The sequence below is a fragment of the Acidovorax sp. SUPP950 genome, from assembly GCF_030158935.1.
In the GTDB taxonomy this organism is placed as follows: domain Bacteria; phylum Pseudomonadota; class Gammaproteobacteria; order Burkholderiales; family Burkholderiaceae_C; genus Paracidovorax.
The window spans coordinates 1,838,499-1,852,921 of record NZ_BQXE01000001.1; the positions used below are offsets into that span (position 1 = coordinate 1,838,499).

Here is a 14,423-nt window from a genome sequence, read left to right on the forward strand (position 1 = left end):
GCTCAGCCGTCGTTGAGGTGGCAGGCGCGCTCGTGCCGCACGGCGATGCCGCGCAGCCGCGGCACCTCGGTGGCGCAGCGCGGCATGGCGTGCGGGCACCGGGGATGGAAATGGCAGCCAGAGGGCGGCGAAATGGGGCTGGGGATCTCGCCGCGGATGGACGAAAAGCGCGTGCGCCGCGCGGCCACGCTCGGGATCTCGGCCAGCAGCGCCTGCGTGTAGGGGTGGTTGGGCCGGGCGAAGAGCTCCTCGACCGGCGCGCTCTCGACCACGCGGCCCAGGTACATCACCACCACGCGGTCGCACACGTGTTCCACCACGCCCAGGTCGTGGCTGATGAACAGGTAGGTCAGGCCCAGCTGGTCGCGCAGGTCCATGAACAGGTTGAGGATCTGCGCCTGGATCGACACGTCCAGCGCCGCCACGGCCTCGTCGCACACCAGCAGGCCCGGCTGCACCGCCAGCGCGCGGGCGATGCCGATGCGCTGGCGCTGCCCGCCGCTGAACTGGTGCGGGTAGCGGTGGCGCAGCGCCGGGTCGAGCCCCGCGCGGCGCAGCTGGGCGCTCACGTAGTCATCGAGCCCGGCGGCATCGGTCAGGCCGTGCAGCAGCGCCGCCTCGCCCACGATGCGCGAGACACGCAGGCGCGGGTTCAGGCTGGCGAACGGGTCCTGGAACACCATCTGCGTGCGCAGCCGCGCGGCCAGCCGGTCGCGGTGGCTCAATCCTTCGAGCGGGCGCCCGTCCACCCGCACCTCGCCCTCGGTGGCCGGCAGCAGCCCGGCGGCGATGCGGCCCAGCGTGGACTTGCCGCAGCCCGACTCGCCCACCAGGCCCACGACCTCGCCCGCGTGCACCGCCAGGTCCACGCCGTCGACCGCGTGGGTCACCACGGGCGCCTTCGACAGGCCCAGGCGCCGCAGCGCCCGGCCCACGGGGCCCGGCGGCGGCTGCTGGCCGAAGCGCTTGGCCACGCCGCGCAGCTCCACCAGCGGCGGGGCGGCGGCCGTGGCCGGGTTGGCGCCGCCAGGGCCTGGCGGCGAAAGAACGTCGCGAACCTCGCTCATGCCGCGCCCTCCGAAGCACCGGGATGGAAGCACCGCACCGCGTGCGCCGGGGCCTGGGCGCGCGGGTGCGTGATGGCCGGCGGCACGCCGCAGGCGGCGCTGGCGCGTGGGCAGCGCGGCGCGAAGGCACAGCCCGGGGGCATGTGCAGCAGCGACGGCGCCATGCCGGGAATCTGCCGCAGCCGCTCGCCGCGCCGGTTGGCGCTGGGCAGGCTGCCGATCAGGCCCTGGGTGTAGGGGTGCTGCGGGTGGTCGAGCACGTCGTCCACCGTGCCGTGCTCCACGATGCGCCCGGCATACATCACGGCGATCTCGTCGGCCAGGCCCGCCACCACCGACAGGTCGTGGCTGATCCAGATCAGCGAGGTGCCGCGCTCGCGCACCAGCTTTTGCACCTCGGACAGGATCTGCGCCTGGATGGTCACGTCCAGCGCCGTGGTCGGCTCGTCGGCGATGACGAGGTCGGGCCCGTGCAGCAGCGCGATGGCGATCGCCACGCGCTGGCGCATGCCGCCCGACAGCTGGTGCGGGTAGGCCCGCAGCCGGTCGTCGGGGCTGGGAATGCCCATCAGCGCCAGCGTGTCGCGCGACAGGGCGCGGGCCTCGGCGGTGGTGGCGCGGCGGTGGGCCTTGACGGCCTCGATCATCTGCGTGTCCACGCGCAGCACCGGGTTGAGCGTGGCCATCGGGTCCTGGAAGATCATGGCGATGCGGTTGCCCTGCAGCGCGCGCCGCTCGGCGGCCGGCAGCGTGGTGAGGTCGCGGCCCTGGAACAGCACCTGCCCGCCCTCCACGCGGCCGGGCGGATCGACCAGCCCCATGATCGAGAAGCCGGTGACGGATTTGCCCGAGCCCGACTCGCCCACCAGGCCCAGCACCTTGCCGCGCCCGAGCGTGAACGACACGCCGTCCACCACCGGCAGCACGCCGGCGCGGGTGTGAAAGCGCGTGCGCAGATCGCGCACCTCCAGCGTGGGAACGCCGGCGGGCACGGCTGCGGCGGACGCCGGGATCGGGGAAGACGATGCGGTGCCCATCATTTCTGCAGCCTCGGGTTGAGCACGTCGCGCAACTGGTCGCCCACGAGGTTGATCGCGACGATGGTGAACAGCAGCGCCAGGCCGGGAAAGAAGCTGATCCAGTATTCGTTGGACAGCAGGTACTGGTAGCCGTTGGAGATCAGGAGGCCCAGCGAGGGCTCGGTGATCGGCACGCCCAGGCCCAGGAACGACAGCGTGGCCTCCAGCGTGATGGCGCGCGCCACCTGCAGCGCGCCGATCACCAAGAGCGGCGGCAGGCAGTTGGGCAGGATGTGCCCGGTGACGATGCGCCAGCCCGGAATGCCCTGGCCGCGCGCGGCCTCCACGTATTCGCGGCGCGCCTCCACCAGCGCCTGGCCGCGCGCCGTGCGGGCGTAGTAGGCCCACTCCAGCAGCACCAGCGTGAGCACCACGTTGCCCACGCCCTTGCCCACGTAGGCCAGGATCATCAGCGCCATGAGGATGGTCGGAAACGACAGCAGCAGGTCGACCACGCGCATCAGCAGCGCATCGACCTTGCCGCCCGCGTAGGCCGCGAGCAGCCCCACCAGCGTGCCGATCACCGCCGCCACCACGGCCGAGCCCACGCCCACCAGCAGGCTGATGCGCAGGCCGTACACGATGGCCGAGTACAGATCGCGCCCCTGCCCGTCCGTGCCCAGCCAGTAGGTGAAGGTGCCCTCGGCGTTGGCCGCGCCGGGCTTCAGGCGCGCGTCCAGCACATCGAGCTGCATCAGGTCGTAGGGGTTCTGCGGCGTGATCCAGGGCGCGGCCAGCGCCGCGATCACCACCAGCGCCAGCACGGCCAGCGCGGCGGCCGCGGTGCGCGAGCGCAGGAAATCCGCCGCCACGCGGTACCAGATCGACCGGTCGTCGAAGCCCCGCGCCACGGGAGCGTCGGGCGAAACCACAGGCTGCGTCATGCCGCGCCCTCCACCCGGGCGCGCGGGTCCAGCAGGCGGTAGAGCACGTCCACCACCAGGTTGAGCGTCACGAAGATCACGACCACCACCATCAGGTAGGCCACGACCACGGGGCGGTCCAGGCTGTTGATGCTGTCCAGGATCAGCTTGCCCGCACCGGGCCACGCGAAGATGCTCTCCGTCACCACCGCATAGGCGATGGTCGAGCCCAGTTCCAGGCCCAGCACCGTGACGAGCGGGATCAGCGTGTTGCGCAGCACGTGCATGCACATCACCCGCGCGGGCGACAGGCCCTTGGCGCGCGCGAACTTCACGAAGTCCTGCGGCAGCACCTCGCGCACGCCGGCCCGCGTGAGCCGCAGCACCAGCGAGATCTTGAACAGCGCCAGGTTGAACGCCGGCAGCGCCAGGTGCTGCAGGCCATCGAGCGTGAGGAACGACCACGGCACGCCGAACAGCTCGCGCGTGGCGCCGCGGCCGCTGGCGGGCATCCACCCCAGTTGCACGCTGAACACCATGATGAGCATCAGCGCCACCCAGAACGCCGGCAGCGAAAAGCCCGCGATGCTGACCGCCATGAGCGCCCTGGACACCGCGCTGTCCGGCCGCATGCCGGCATAAAGCCCCAGCGGCACGCCCAGCACCACCGCCAGCACCAGCGCGGCCAGGGCCAGCTCCAGCGTGGCGGGCAGGCGCTGCAGGATCAGGCGCACGGCATCTTCCTGGTACACGAAGCTCTTGCCCAGGCTGCCGTGCAGCGCGCCGTCGATGAAGGCCAGGTACTGGCGCCACAGCGGCTGGTCGAGCCCCAGCCGCGCGATGGCGGCCAGGCGCTCCTGCTGGTTCATGTCGTCGCCGATCAGGATGTCCACCGGGTTGCCGATGGCGTGCAGGCCCACGAACACGATCACCGTCATGGCCAGCACCACCAGCAGCGCCTGGCCCAGGCGGCGCAGCAGCCAGCCGGTCATGGCCGCGGGGCCGCGGGCGGCCGCGAGCGCTTCAAGGCAAAAAGGCCTCCAGTGCAATATCCACTAGGGCATATAGCTATTATTTTCATAGCAATCATCGCGTGACCTCCGGGGCGCTTTCGGGGAGGGCCGGGGCGCTGGCGGCCGGCGCGGCGGCTTCGGGCCCATAGGCCGGGAAGGCCGCCGGCGTCCATTCGTCGCCGTCCAGCTCGGGCTCTTCGTAGCGCTGCATGGCCGCGTAGTGCAGCGCGGCGTCGTCGGCCAGCAGGCGGGCGGCCAGGCCCCGCGCCAGGCGCTGGGCGCCATCGCTGATCTGCGGGATGTCGCCCGCGCCCGCGCCCTGCGACAGCGCGCCGCCGTAGTTGAAGCAGTGCACGCGGTCCAGGCCCGGGCAGGCGCCGGGCGCCTTCTCCTGGAACTCGAACAGCGGCCCCAGGTCGGGCGAGGCGGCCAGCTCGGCATCGTCCTCGCCGGCCGGCGGCACGAAGCGGTCCTGCCACAGGCGCACGGCCGGCGCGAACGCGGCGAACTCCGGGCGCAACGCCCAGTCGGTGCGAAAGCCGGTGCAGAAAATCACGAAGTCGGCGGCCAGCGGGCCCTTGGCGGTCTCCAGGCGCACCGCGCCATCGGGCCGCACGGACGCGCCGTGCACGCCGGCCCCCAGGTGGAAGTGCGCGTTGGCGTGGCGCGACACGCGCAGCGTGCTGCCGTGCGGCGGCGGCACCTGCTGCACGTTCAGGTAATGGCGAAAGCGCCACTTCCATTCGTCCGGCAGCGACCAAAAGCCGTGCGCCATGCCGGGGTTGCCGGCGCCCTTGCCCTTGTTCACGCGGGGCAGCTCGGCGCGGCGCACCAGCAGGTCCACGCGCGCGGCGCCGGCCTCCAGCGCCGTGGCGGCCGAATCCATGGCCGAGGCCCCGCCGCCCACCACCGCCACGCGCAGGCCGCGCAGCGCGGCGCCGTCCCACACATTGGCCGAGTGCGCCCAGCGGCCCGCCGGCAGCGCCCGCGCCCAGTCGGGTACCCAGGGGCCGCCGAGGCCGTCGCGGCCCGTGGCCAGCACCGCATGGCGGGCCAGTACGTGGTGGGGCGCGCCGCCGTTGGCATCGTCGGCCAGGTCGATCCGCACCAGGCCGTCGGCGCGCGGGCGCACGGCCAGCACGCGCTGGCGGTTGCGCACGTCCAGGCCCAGCACGCGGCGGTACCAGCGCAGGTAATCCATCCACTGCAGGCGTGGGATCTTGTCGAGCGCCGCCCAGGCCGGCAGGCCGAACTGCGCCTCGAACCAGGCGCGGAAGGTGAGCGCCGGCAGGCCCAGCGCGGGCCCGGTCAGCTCCTTGGGCGAGCGCAGGGTCTCCATGCGCGCGGTGGTCGCCCAAGGGCCCTCGAAGCCCTCGGGCGCACGATCGAACAGCGGTGCCTGCACACCCATGTGCGCCAGCGAGGCGCCCAGCGCCAGCCCGGCCATGCCGCCGCCGACGATGGCCACGTCCAGCACCGGCTCGCCCGCCTCGGTCAGCCGGGGCGGCACCCAGCGCCGCGCGGGCAGGCCCAGCCATTGCAGGTCCTGGCGCAGGCGCGCCTCCAGGGCGGCCAGCCCGGCGGGCGCGGGCGCAAGGGTGGAATCGGTGGGGGTGGCAATCGTCATTCGGAAACCTCGGAAGCAGTGGGGCCGGCATCGCCGCCGTAGAGCGCCTGCAGCAGCGCGGCATGCGCTTGCGGGGCGTGTTGCACGAAGCCCGGCAGCGGCCGGGCCGCCTGCAGCAGCGCATCCGCCACGGCCTGCACCTGCGGCGTGACGGGCTGCGCCTGGGGCGTGATGACCCCGAAGAAAAAAGGAATGTCGGTGTCCAGCGGCCGCACGGCCACGCCGTCGCAGGGCAGGCCCAGCGCGGTCAGCGGCTCCAGCACTGCCACGCCCAGCCCGGCGCGCACGGCGGCCTGGGCGTTGACGGACGAATTGGTCTCGATCGCATCGCGGCGCGCCAGCCCCGGCTGGCCGACCTGGGCCAGCGCCCGATCGATGCGCCCGCGCAGGCGAAACGGATTGCTCAAGGTGATGAGTCGGCGCTCGGCCAGCGCGGCCAGCGGCACCACGGCCTGGGCGGCGAGCGGGTCATCCTGCGGGAGCACGGCCATGCAGGCGGTCTGGGCGATCCAGTGCACCTGCAGCCCCCGGTGCTCCAGCGGCAGGCTGGTGGCCCCCAATTGCACCGCGCCCGTGAGCACGGCATGCACCACCTCTTCGGGCGAGGTGCTGCGCAACTGGATGGCCGCGCTGCCGGTGTGCGGCTCGGCCAGGCGCAGCGCCTGGGGCAGCAGGCCCACGGCCAGCGCCGAGGTGGCGGCCAGGCGCAGGGGCCGGGCTTCGCCGCGCGCGATCTCGGCGGCGCGATCGCGGATCTGCCGCAGGCCGCCGAGTGCGCGCTCCACGTCCTCGTACAGCAAAAAGCCCTGCTCGGTCGGCGTGACGCGCGGGCCGCCGCGGGCGAAGAGCGCATAGCCGATCTCGGCCTCCAGTTCCTGCAGCGAGCGGCTGACGGAGGGCTGCGAGCGGTCCAGCAGGCGCGCGGCCGCGGTCACGCTGCCGGTGGACATCACCGCGGCGAAGGCTTCGAGCTGGCGCAATTCCATGGGCTTGATTTCATGCGTTTTGCGAAATCATGAGGCCCTTGCATGCGAATTACAAATACTTTGACCACATATGCAAATGCCGAAGGGGCGCAAGCGGGGGGCTTGACGCTCGCCTTCGGCAACGCCCGGCCGTGCGACCGGCCGGAATCTACGCGGGGGTGGGGGTAGGCTGGGCCTGCTAATTCAGGATTTCAGGGCTTCGCTCACCGACGCCGCCAGAGGCGTCGTGGGCCGGCCGATCAGCGCACTGAGCTGGCGACCGCTGTCGAACAACGCGCCCTTGGCAGCGCTGGCGTCGCTTTGCGCGAGCATCTCGGCCACAGGCGCAGGCAGCCCCACCTGCACCAGCAGGTCGCGGTAGGCGGCTTCGGGCATGTCCTGATAAGCCAGCGGCTTGCCGGCCTGGCGTGACACTTCCTGCGCCAGCTCGGCCCGGGTGTAGGCATCGTCGCCCGCGAGTTCATACACCTTGCCGGCATGGCTGTCCTTCGCGGCCAGCACGGCGGCAGCCGCGGCGGCGTAGTCCTCCCGCGACGCCGAAGCGAACCGGCCTTCGCCCGAGCTGCCCACCAGCACGCCGCGGCCGAGCGCATCGGCAATGCCCATCAGATTGTTCTCGGTGTACCAGTTGTTGCGCAGCAGCACGAAGGGCACACCCGACTCCTGGAGCAGCACCTCGGTCGCCAGATGCTCTTTCGCCAAGCCCAGCGGAGACACGTCGGCATGCAGCACGCTCGTGTAGGCGATCAGTTGCACCTTTGCCCGGGCTGCCGCGCTGATGACATTGCCATGCTGCGCGACCCGGCTGCCGACCTCGCTGGAAGAAATCAACAGCACGCGGTCGATGCCCTGCAGCGCGGCATCCCATGAGGCCGCATCGCCGTAGTCCGCCTGGCGCAGCTCGATGCCTGCGGGCAGCACGGACGCGCTTTTCTCCACGTTGCGCACCGAGGCCACGATCTGCGAGGCCGGCACCCGCGTGAGAAGCTGCTGGATGACGAGGCGGCCGAGCTGGCCATTGGCGCCGGTGACGAGCAGGCGGGGGGAAGAAGTGGACATGCAAAGATCCTCTAGGTATGGATTGGAGAGGAGGTCTATATTAGGAACCGCCCCAACTTTCCACAAGAAGGCAGCTTTTCATGCCCTGGTTACCTGACGCTCACCCCCCTGCCCCGGCCGCCCCCGAGGCCCTTGAAGCCCTCGCTGCCACCCAGGCCTGGATGCGCGAGCGCCCCGAAGGGCTGGACCTCGGCCAGTGTCCGGTGCGCGACGTGCTGGACCACATCGGCGACAAATGGACCACGCTGATCCTGCTGACGCTCGCCCCGGCCCCCTTGCGCTTCGGCGCACTGCAACGGGCCGTGCCCGACATCTCCAAGCGCATGCTGGCCCAGACCCTGCGGTCCCTGGAGCGCGACGGCCTGCTGACCCGGCACGTCTTTCCGACCAAGCCGCCCAGTGTGGAGTACCGGCTGTCGGCTTTGGGGCAGTCGGTGCTGGCGCCGCTGTCGCAATTGCTGCAGTGGGCGGAAATGAACCATCGGAACATCCGCAGTGCGCGGGAACGGTTCGATGGCGCGGTGGTGCAACGGCCGGCAGAGGCGGTAGCACCCGCCGCGATGGGGTGACTGGACGGCGGCTTTCGTGGCCGCCGGGCTCCGGGGCCATGGGGCACGAGGGAAGCATGAATTCCCACCATCCCTTGCCCGCCAGCGGGCCGAAAAAGCAAAAGGGGCTGCGTTTGCACGCAGCCCCTTTTTTGTTTGGTGGCGCTTCACGGATTCGAACCGCGGACCTGTGGATTATGATTCCATCGCTCTAACCGACTGAGCTAAAGCGCCTAAGCCTTCAATTATAGCGCGACTTTTTTGGCGTTCAAGACTTTTCTTGTCGCTCCCTCCAACGCGGCCGGCGATCGTCCCGGGCCTGCACGTAAAATCGCGCCCCCAGCCCCTGGATGTAAACCATGAACCGCTGCCCCACTGCTCGTTTTTCCTTTCTCTTCGCGCCCTTGTTGGCCAGCGCCCTGCTCTGCGGCGCGGTCCTGCCCGCCGCGGCCCAGGTGGTCGCCCCCCTGGGCGGCGTGCGCACCTTTCCTGAAAATGCCCTGCGCGGCACGCTGGCCATCAACAGCACCGTCGATGCGCAGCTGGATGGCAAGGCCATCCGCATGGCCCCTGGCATGCGCCTGCTCAGCCCGCAGAACACGCTGGTCATGGCCCACTCGGTGATCGGGCAGAAGTTCACGGTGAACTATGTCGTCGAGGCCAGCACGGGCATGCTGCTGACCGCCTGGATCCTCAGCAAGGATGAAGCGGCCCAGCCGCGCAAGGGTGCGACGTCGACGGACCGCAATTTCATCTTCGAATCCGAGATTCCCAAGCGATAGGCAGGCCCGGGGGCCGCCAGCGCTGCGGCCGCTGGGTGCGCCATCCCTTTCCAGCCGCACGACCGGCCCCGCCCGCCATTGGCCGCGGGCAGCGCTACCGACACCAGAGATTCCCCATGAGCAAAAAAGTCTTCATCAAAACCTTCGGCTGCCAGATGAACGAGTACGACTCGGACAAGATGGCCGATGTGCTGCATGCCGCCCAGGGCTACGAGCCCACGCAGAACGTGGACGAGGCGGACCTGATCCTCTTCAACACCTGCTCGGTGCGCGAGAAGGCGCAGGAGAAGGTCTTCAGCGACCTCGGGCGCATCAAGCACCTGAAAGAGCGGGGCGTGAAGATCGGTGTGGGCGGCTGCGTGGCCAGCCAGGAAGGCGCCGAGATCATCAAGCGCGCGCCCTACGTGGACGTGGTGTTCGGACCGCAGACGCTGCACCGCCTGCCCGAGCTGCTGGCCCAGCGCGAGGTGCAGCGCCGCCCGCAGGTGGACATCAGCTTTCCCGAGATCGAGAAGTTCGACCACCTGCCCCCCGCGCGCGTGGAAGGCGCCAGCGCCTTCGTCTCCATCATGGAAGGCTGCAGCAAATACTGCAGCTACTGCGTGGTGCCCTACACCCGCGGCGAGGAGGTGAGCCGGCCGTTCGACGACGTGCTGGTCGAGGTCGCGGGGCTCGCCGACCAGGGCGTGAAAGAGATCACATTGCTGGGCCAGAACGTGAACGCCTACCTGGGCAAGATGGGCGACACGGCGGAAATCGCCGACTTCGCGCTGCTGCTGGAATACGTGGCCGACATTCCAGGCATCGAGCGCATCCGCTACACCACAAGCCACCCCAACGAATTCACGCCGCGCCTGATCGAGGCCTATGCGCGCATCCCCAAGCTGGCCAGCCACCTGCACCTGCCGGTCCAGCACGGCGCCGACCGCATCCTCATGGCCATGAAGCGGGGCTACACCGCCATGGAATACAAGAGCACCGTGCGCAAGCTGCGCGCGATCCGGCCGGACCTGGCCATGAGCAGCGACTTCATCGTGGGATTCCCAGGCGAGACGGAAGAGGACTTCCGCAAGATGATGAAGCTCATCGACGACGTGCACTTCGACAACAGTTTCAGCTTCATCTTCAGCCCGCGTCCGGGCACGCCCGCCGCCAGCCTGCACGACGACACGCCGCACGAGGTGAAGCTGCGCCGTCTGCAGGAACTGCAGGCCGTGATCAACGGCAACATCAAGTCGATCAGCGAAAGCCGCGTGGGCACGGTGCAGCGCATCCTGGTCGAAGGCGCCTCCAAGCGCGACGCCAGCGAGCTGATGGGCCGCACCGAATGCAACCGCGTCGTCAACTTCGTCGGCCAGCCCCGGCTGGTCGGGCAGATGGTGGACGTGGCCATCACCGAGGCCAAGGCCTACACCCTGCGCGGCGAGGTGGTGGTGCGCGAACCGGCGCTGGCGCACTGAGCCGCATGGGCATGGCATTCGCGATGCGCTTCCTGCGCCGGCAGCAAGGGGTGGCTGCGCTCGGTGGCCTGTCGTTCCAGCAGATGATGCTGCTGGCTTTCCTGCTGATCGCCGGACTGCTCGGCGCCAGTTCGCTGCGGGCGATCTTCACGCTGGAGCAGCTGATGGGCCAGAGCCGCAACGGCGCGGCCGAGGCGATCCAGCTCAACGCTTCGGCGCAGAGCCTGAACGGGCGCAGCCAGACACTGGAGCGCGCGGCGCGCCAGTCCCTGGTGCTGGCTGACAAGTCGCTGCGGCGGCGGTTCGACGAGGTCTCGCGCGAGGCCCGCGACATCCTGCAGCGGCTGGAGGCCAAGGGCCTGCCGCCGGACCTGCCCAACCAGTGGCGCAAGCACCTGGGCGAGGTCACGTCGCTGCTGGACGGCCCCGCGGCGCTGTCGCTGGAAAACGAGCGGGTGGTGGCGGCGCTGTTCCTCGAGCTGGACGCGCTCAACGGCACCATCGCCCAGACCGTGCAGGACATGAATGCGCAGCGCAGCACCGAACTGCTGGAAAAGATCGAGGCCAGCCGGCGCGAGGTGACGCACCAGGTGGTGGGCGTGATCGTGCTGGCGCTCGCCCTGGCGCTGGCCTTCGGCATCTGGCTGGCCCGGCCGTTCAAGCGCATGGAGCACGCCATCCGCCTGCTGGGCGAGAACGACCTGTCGCAGGCGGTGGACCTCTCCGGCCCGGTGGACATCCGCCGCGTGGGCCAGCAACTGGAATGGCTGCGCATGCGGCTGCTGGAGCTGGATGCCGACAAGGCCCGCTTCCTGCGTCACGTCTCCCATGAACTCAAGACGCCGCTGGCCTCGATGCGCGAAGGCGTGGCGCTGCTGCAGGACGGCGTGACGGGTGAGCTGACCGAAGGCCAGCGCGAGGTGGTGGACATCCTGCACCAGAACACCCTGGTGCTGCAGGGCGAGATCGAGGCGCTGCTGCGCTTCAACGCCGCGGCGTTCGAAGCGCGCCAGTTGCGCCGCGCGGAGACCGACCTGCTCGCGCTCATCGAAAGCCAGGTGGAGGCCCAGCGCCTGCACTGGCAGGCCAAGAAGCTCGACGTGGTGGTGGAGGGCGCGCCGGTGGCGCTGCAGATCGACGCGGAGAAGATCGCCCCGGCGGTCAGCAACCTGCTGTCGAACGCCATCCGGTTTTCGCCGCGCGGCGGAACGATTCGGATCACCTTGTCACGTTTTCCCGACCGGATTCGCATCGATTTCGCGGATGACGGCCCCGGAGTGCATGAGAATGACCGCTCCCGCATCTTCGAACCGTTTTATCGGGGTGTGCGCCAACCCGAGGACGCCGCACGCGGCACGGGCATCGGCCTGTCCATCGTCCAGGAATACGTGAGCGCCCACGGCGGCCACGTCACCCTTGTGGAAGACGGCGAACGCACCCCCTTCCGCATTGAATTGCCCCATGTCTCCTGATTTCCCGTCGCACTCCGTCCCGCGAGTGGTCTTCGGTGCGCGCAGCGCCGGGCCGGCCGGCCTGCTGCTGGCGGTGGCCCTGCTGAGCACGGGCTGCGCCAATCCACCGCCGGCGCCGCCTCCGCCCCCGCCCGTGGAAGTGCCTGCACCCACCGCCCCGCCGCCGAAGGAAGAGCCCGACGAGCCCCCCGCACCGGTGTCCGAACCCACCAGCAAGGACAACGGCAGCCAGCGCCCTTCCGTTCCGCGGCAGATGCTGCAGTACGCGGACAAGGTGCGCAGCATGGGCACGGCGGAGCTTGCCGCCGAGATCACGCAGTTGTCCAATGCGCAGCAGCAGTCGCCCGAAAAGCCGCTGCAGCTGGCCATCGTGCTCATGCACACGCGCCAGCCGCCCGACACGGCCCGGGCCCTCGGGTTGGTGCAGCGCGTGATGGCCGATACCACGGCGCCCGCACCGGCCTTGCACCCGCTGGCCCGCCTGCTGGAAGGACGGCTGCTGCAGCAGCGCCGGCTGGAAGACCAGCTGGACCGGCAGAACCAGCAACTGCGCGATGCCCAGCGGCGGATCGACCAGCTGAACGATCGGCTGGAGGCCATGCGCGCCATCGAGCGCAGCCTCAACGCGCGGCCCGGCGGCGTCAACGACCCCGCCAAGGGCGCGCAGCCCCCTCCCGCCGCAGAACCCCAACGCTGACCGCCAACCGATCGCCACCATGAAAGCTTCCTCCGGACACCGCCAACGCATCCTTGTGGTGGACGACGACGCCGACATGCTGCGGCTGCTGTCCCTGCGCCTGCAGGGCGCGGGATACGAGGTCACGGCGGTGACGTCCGCCGAGGCCGCGCTAGCGCAGCTGGACATCGACCGTCCCCAGCTCGTGCTGAGCGACGTCCGGCTGCCGGGGCGCGACGGCCTGGCGCTGTTCGACGAGGTGCGCTCGCGCCACCCCTCGCTGCCGGTCATCCTGCTGACCGCGCACGGCACGATCCCCGACGCAGTGGAGGCCACGGCACGCGGTGTCTTCACCTACCTCACCAAGCCCTACGACGCCAAGGACCTGCTGGACAAGATCGCCCAGGCCCTGGCGTTCAGTACGCCCACGGCGCAGGCCACCCGCGCCGACGACGCCTGGCGCGCCGAGATCATCAGCCGCTCCAACCGCATGGCGGACCTGCTGGCCGAGGCCCACATGGTGGCGCAGTCCGATGCCAGCGTGCTGCTGCTGGGCGACAGCGGCACCGGCAAGGAACTGCTGGCACGCGCCATCCACCGCGCCAGTCCGCGCGCCAACCGGCCCTTCGTGGCGGTCAACTGCGGCGCCATTCCCGAAGCGCTGCTCGAATCCGAGCTGTTCGGCCACATGAAGGGTGCATTCACCGACGCGGTGACCAACCACAAGGGCCTGTTCCAGGCGGCGGATGGCGGCACGCTGCTGCTCGACGAAATCGGGGATATGCCGCCTGCCCTGCAGGTCAAGCTGCTGCGCGTGCTGCAGGAGCGTGCCGTGCGCCCGGTGGGCGCGAGCCAGGCGACGCCGGTGAACGTGCGCATCATCTCGGCCACCCACCGGGACCTGGAGACGGCCATGGCCGCCGCCCAGTTCCGGGAAGACCTCTACTACCGCCTGAACGTCGTCACGCTGACCCTGCCCACGCTGGGCGACCGGCGCGAGGACATCGCGCTGCTGGCCAACCACTTCCTGGACAACCTGGCCCGCAAGTACGACAAGCGCCTGTCCGGCTTCTCGCCGGAGGCCTTGAAGGCGCTGACCACGGCCGCCTGGCCCGGCAACGTGCGACAGCTCTTCAACGTGGTGGAACAGGTCTGCGCCCTGTCCACCACGCCCCTGGTGTCGCTGGGCCTCGTACAGCGCGCCCTGCGCACGCCCTCGGCCCAGGTGCTCAGCTTCGCAGAGGCCCGCCAGCGGTTCGAACGGGAGTATCTGGTGGACCTGCTCAAGATGACGGACGGCAACGTGGCCGACGCCGCCCGCCTGGCGCAGCGCAACCGCACCGAGTTCTACCGGCTGCTGCAAAAGCACGCGCTGACCCCCGGCAATTTCAAGGCCGATGCGGGTGCGGCGGACGATGTCGCCGATGAGCGACAGGACTAAGTCGTTGATTTAAAAGGAAATATGGTTTCCAACCCAGGGATGGGTCGCTGAATCCCGACAGATTCGGCCGTTTTGAGGTGGTTTTGCTGCGCCGCACAACCACTTACAGGCCAAAAACGTCGTAAGTCTTTGATCTAAAAAGACTTTTAGAAGCTGGCACAGGGTTTGCCCTATAGACCGGCATGACGCAAGAAATTTCCTCCTCCACCGCCCGCCCAGCGCACCGCGCTGATGCGAACCGGACCCCTGCAGCAGCAGTGGCTGCAGGACAGCCACCGGCGCAGGCGGCCCGGGGTGAAACCTCTGCGCGTCCGGCCCCGTCCTCGGCCTTCGGCGCGTTTGTCGCCGAA

At 70.0% G+C, this 14,423-nt stretch carries 13 protein-coding genes and 1 tRNA gene; 6 read left to right on the plus strand and 8 right to left on the minus strand.

All coding sequences use genetic code 11. The annotated features are described in order from the left end of the window. Positions 1-2: 2 nt before the first annotated feature. The 7 genes from AVME950_RS08480 to AVME950_RS08510 all read right to left on the minus strand — a co-directional run bounded on the left by AVME950_RS08480 (position 3) and on the right by AVME950_RS08510 (position 7,694). Positions 3-1,067, minus strand: coding sequence for an ABC transporter ATP-binding protein (locus tag AVME950_RS08480; protein WP_284429434.1), 1,065 nt, complete (start codon positions 1,065-1,067; stop codon positions 3-5). Next, positions 1,064-2,107 carry an ABC transporter ATP-binding protein gene (locus AVME950_RS08485; protein WP_284429435.1) on the minus strand — a complete coding sequence of 348 codons (1,044 nt, stop codon included), beginning with the start codon at positions 2,105-2,107 and terminating at the stop codon, positions 1,064-1,066. Before AVME950_RS08485 ends, AVME950_RS08480 begins: the two co-directional genes overlap by 4 nt. Then, positions 2,104-3,030 (minus strand): ABC transporter permease, encoded by a 927-nt coding sequence (locus tag AVME950_RS08490; protein WP_272567310.1) that lies wholly within the window; start codon positions 3,028-3,030, stop codon positions 2,104-2,106. The genes AVME950_RS08485 and AVME950_RS08490 overlap by 4 nt, the downstream gene beginning before the upstream one ends. Next, positions 3,027-4,001, minus strand: coding sequence for an ABC transporter permease (locus AVME950_RS08495; protein WP_284429436.1), 975 nt, complete (start codon positions 3,999-4,001; stop codon positions 3,027-3,029). The genes AVME950_RS08490 and AVME950_RS08495 overlap by 4 nt, the downstream gene beginning before the upstream one ends. 94 nt (positions 4,002-4,095) lie before the next feature. After that, positions 4,096-5,649 (minus strand): flavin-containing monooxygenase, encoded by a 1,554-nt coding sequence (locus AVME950_RS08500; protein ID WP_284429437.1) that lies wholly within the window; start codon positions 5,647-5,649, stop codon positions 4,096-4,098. Then, entirely contained in the window at positions 5,646-6,635 is a 990-nt protein-coding gene (locus tag AVME950_RS08505; RefSeq protein WP_284429438.1) for a LysR substrate-binding domain-containing protein, read from the minus strand. Before AVME950_RS08505 ends, AVME950_RS08500 begins: the two co-directional genes overlap by 4 nt. A 183-nt stretch (positions 6,636-6,818) precedes the next feature. Further along, the gene (locus AVME950_RS08510) at positions 6,819-7,694 is read right to left on the minus strand and encodes an SDR family oxidoreductase (protein WP_284429439.1); all 876 of its coding nucleotides are present in this window, start codon (positions 7,692-7,694) and stop codon (positions 6,819-6,821) included. Positions 7,695-7,774: 80 nt separating this feature from the next. Here AVME950_RS08510 and AVME950_RS08515 point away from each other — a divergent pair, with 80 nt between their 5' ends. Beyond that, complete coding sequence (locus AVME950_RS08515) at positions 7,775-8,263, plus strand: winged helix-turn-helix transcriptional regulator (protein WP_349817229.1); 489 nt, start codon at positions 7,775-7,777, stop codon at positions 8,261-8,263. Between the two features lie 136 nt (positions 8,264-8,399). Here AVME950_RS08515 and AVME950_RS08520 read toward each other — a convergent pair. Next, positions 8,400-8,476: transfer RNA gene (locus tag AVME950_RS08520), tRNA-Met, on the minus strand. Positions 8,477-8,601: 125 nt separating this feature from the next. Between AVME950_RS08520 and AVME950_RS08525 the strand changes: the two genes are divergently transcribed. The 5 genes from AVME950_RS08525 (at position 8,602) to AVME950_RS08545 (ending at position 14,073) form a co-directional block, all read left to right on the plus strand. After that, positions 8,602-9,024 (plus strand): hypothetical protein, encoded by a 423-nt coding sequence (locus AVME950_RS08525; RefSeq protein ID WP_284429440.1) that lies wholly within the window; start codon positions 8,602-8,604, stop codon positions 9,022-9,024. Positions 9,025-9,140: 116 nt separating this feature from the next. Beyond that, complete coding sequence (gene miaB, locus AVME950_RS08530) at positions 9,141-10,484, plus strand: tRNA (N6-isopentenyl adenosine(37)-C2)-methylthiotransferase MiaB (protein ID WP_284429441.1); 1,344 nt, start codon at positions 9,141-9,143, stop codon at positions 10,482-10,484. An 11-nt stretch (positions 10,485-10,495) separates the two neighbouring features. Beyond that, entirely contained in the window at positions 10,496-11,956 is a 1,461-nt protein-coding gene (locus AVME950_RS08535; protein ID WP_284429596.1) for an ATP-binding protein, read from the plus strand. Beyond that, the gene (locus AVME950_RS08540) at positions 11,946-12,653 is read left to right on the plus strand and encodes a hypothetical protein (RefSeq protein WP_284429442.1); all 708 of its coding nucleotides are present in this window, start codon (positions 11,946-11,948) and stop codon (positions 12,651-12,653) included. The genes AVME950_RS08535 and AVME950_RS08540 overlap by 11 nt, the downstream gene beginning before the upstream one ends. A gap of 19 nt (positions 12,654-12,672) precedes the next feature. Further along, the gene (locus tag AVME950_RS08545) at positions 12,673-14,073 is read left to right on the plus strand and encodes a sigma 54-interacting transcriptional regulator (RefSeq protein ID WP_284429443.1); all 1,401 of its coding nucleotides are present in this window, start codon (positions 12,673-12,675) and stop codon (positions 14,071-14,073) included. Positions 14,074-14,423: the final 350 nt, after the last annotated feature.

Bases quoted from the DNA above. Each gene is read 5' to 3' on its own strand.
- AVME950_RS08540 (WP_284429442.1), top strand. From the start codon at position 11,946: ATGTCTCCTGATTTCCCGTCGCACTCCGTCCCGCGAGTGGTCTTCGGT.
- AVME950_RS08510 (WP_284429439.1), bottom strand. From the start codon at position 7,694: ATGTCCACTTCTTCCCCCCGCCTGCTCGTCACCGGCGCCAATGGCCAG.
- AVME950_RS08485 (WP_284429435.1), bottom strand. From the start codon at position 2,107: ATGATGGGCACCGCATCGTCTTCCCCGATCCCGGCGTCCGCCGCAGCC.
- miaB (WP_284429441.1), top strand. From the start codon at position 9,141: ATGAGCAAAAAAGTCTTCATCAAAACCTTCGGCTGCCAGATGAACGAG.
- AVME950_RS08515 (WP_349817229.1), top strand. From the start codon at position 7,775: ATGCCCTGGTTACCTGACGCTCACCCCCCTGCCCCGGCCGCCCCCGAG.
- AVME950_RS08535 (WP_284429596.1), top strand. From the start codon at position 10,496: ATGGCATTCGCGATGCGCTTCCTGCGCCGGCAGCAAGGGGTGGCTGCG.
- AVME950_RS08490 (WP_272567310.1), bottom strand. From the start codon at position 3,030: ATGACGCAGCCTGTGGTTTCGCCCGACGCTCCCGTGGCGCGGGGCTTC.
- AVME950_RS08545 (WP_284429443.1), top strand. From the start codon at position 12,673: ATGAAAGCTTCCTCCGGACACCGCCAACGCATCCTTGTGGTGGACGAC.
- AVME950_RS08525 (WP_284429440.1), top strand. From the start codon at position 8,602: ATGAACCGCTGCCCCACTGCTCGTTTTTCCTTTCTCTTCGCGCCCTTG.
- AVME950_RS08495 (WP_284429436.1), bottom strand. From the start codon at position 4,001: ATGACCGGCTGGCTGCTGCGCCGCCTGGGCCAGGCGCTGCTGGTGGTG.
- AVME950_RS08480 (WP_284429434.1), bottom strand. From the start codon at position 1,067: ATGAGCGAGGTTCGCGACGTTCTTTCGCCGCCAGGCCCTGGCGGCGCC.
- AVME950_RS08505 (WP_284429438.1), bottom strand. From the start codon at position 6,635: ATGGAATTGCGCCAGCTCGAAGCCTTCGCCGCGGTGATGTCCACCGGC.
- AVME950_RS08500 (WP_284429437.1), bottom strand. From the start codon at position 5,649: ATGACGATTGCCACCCCCACCGATTCCACCCTTGCGCCCGCGCCCGCC.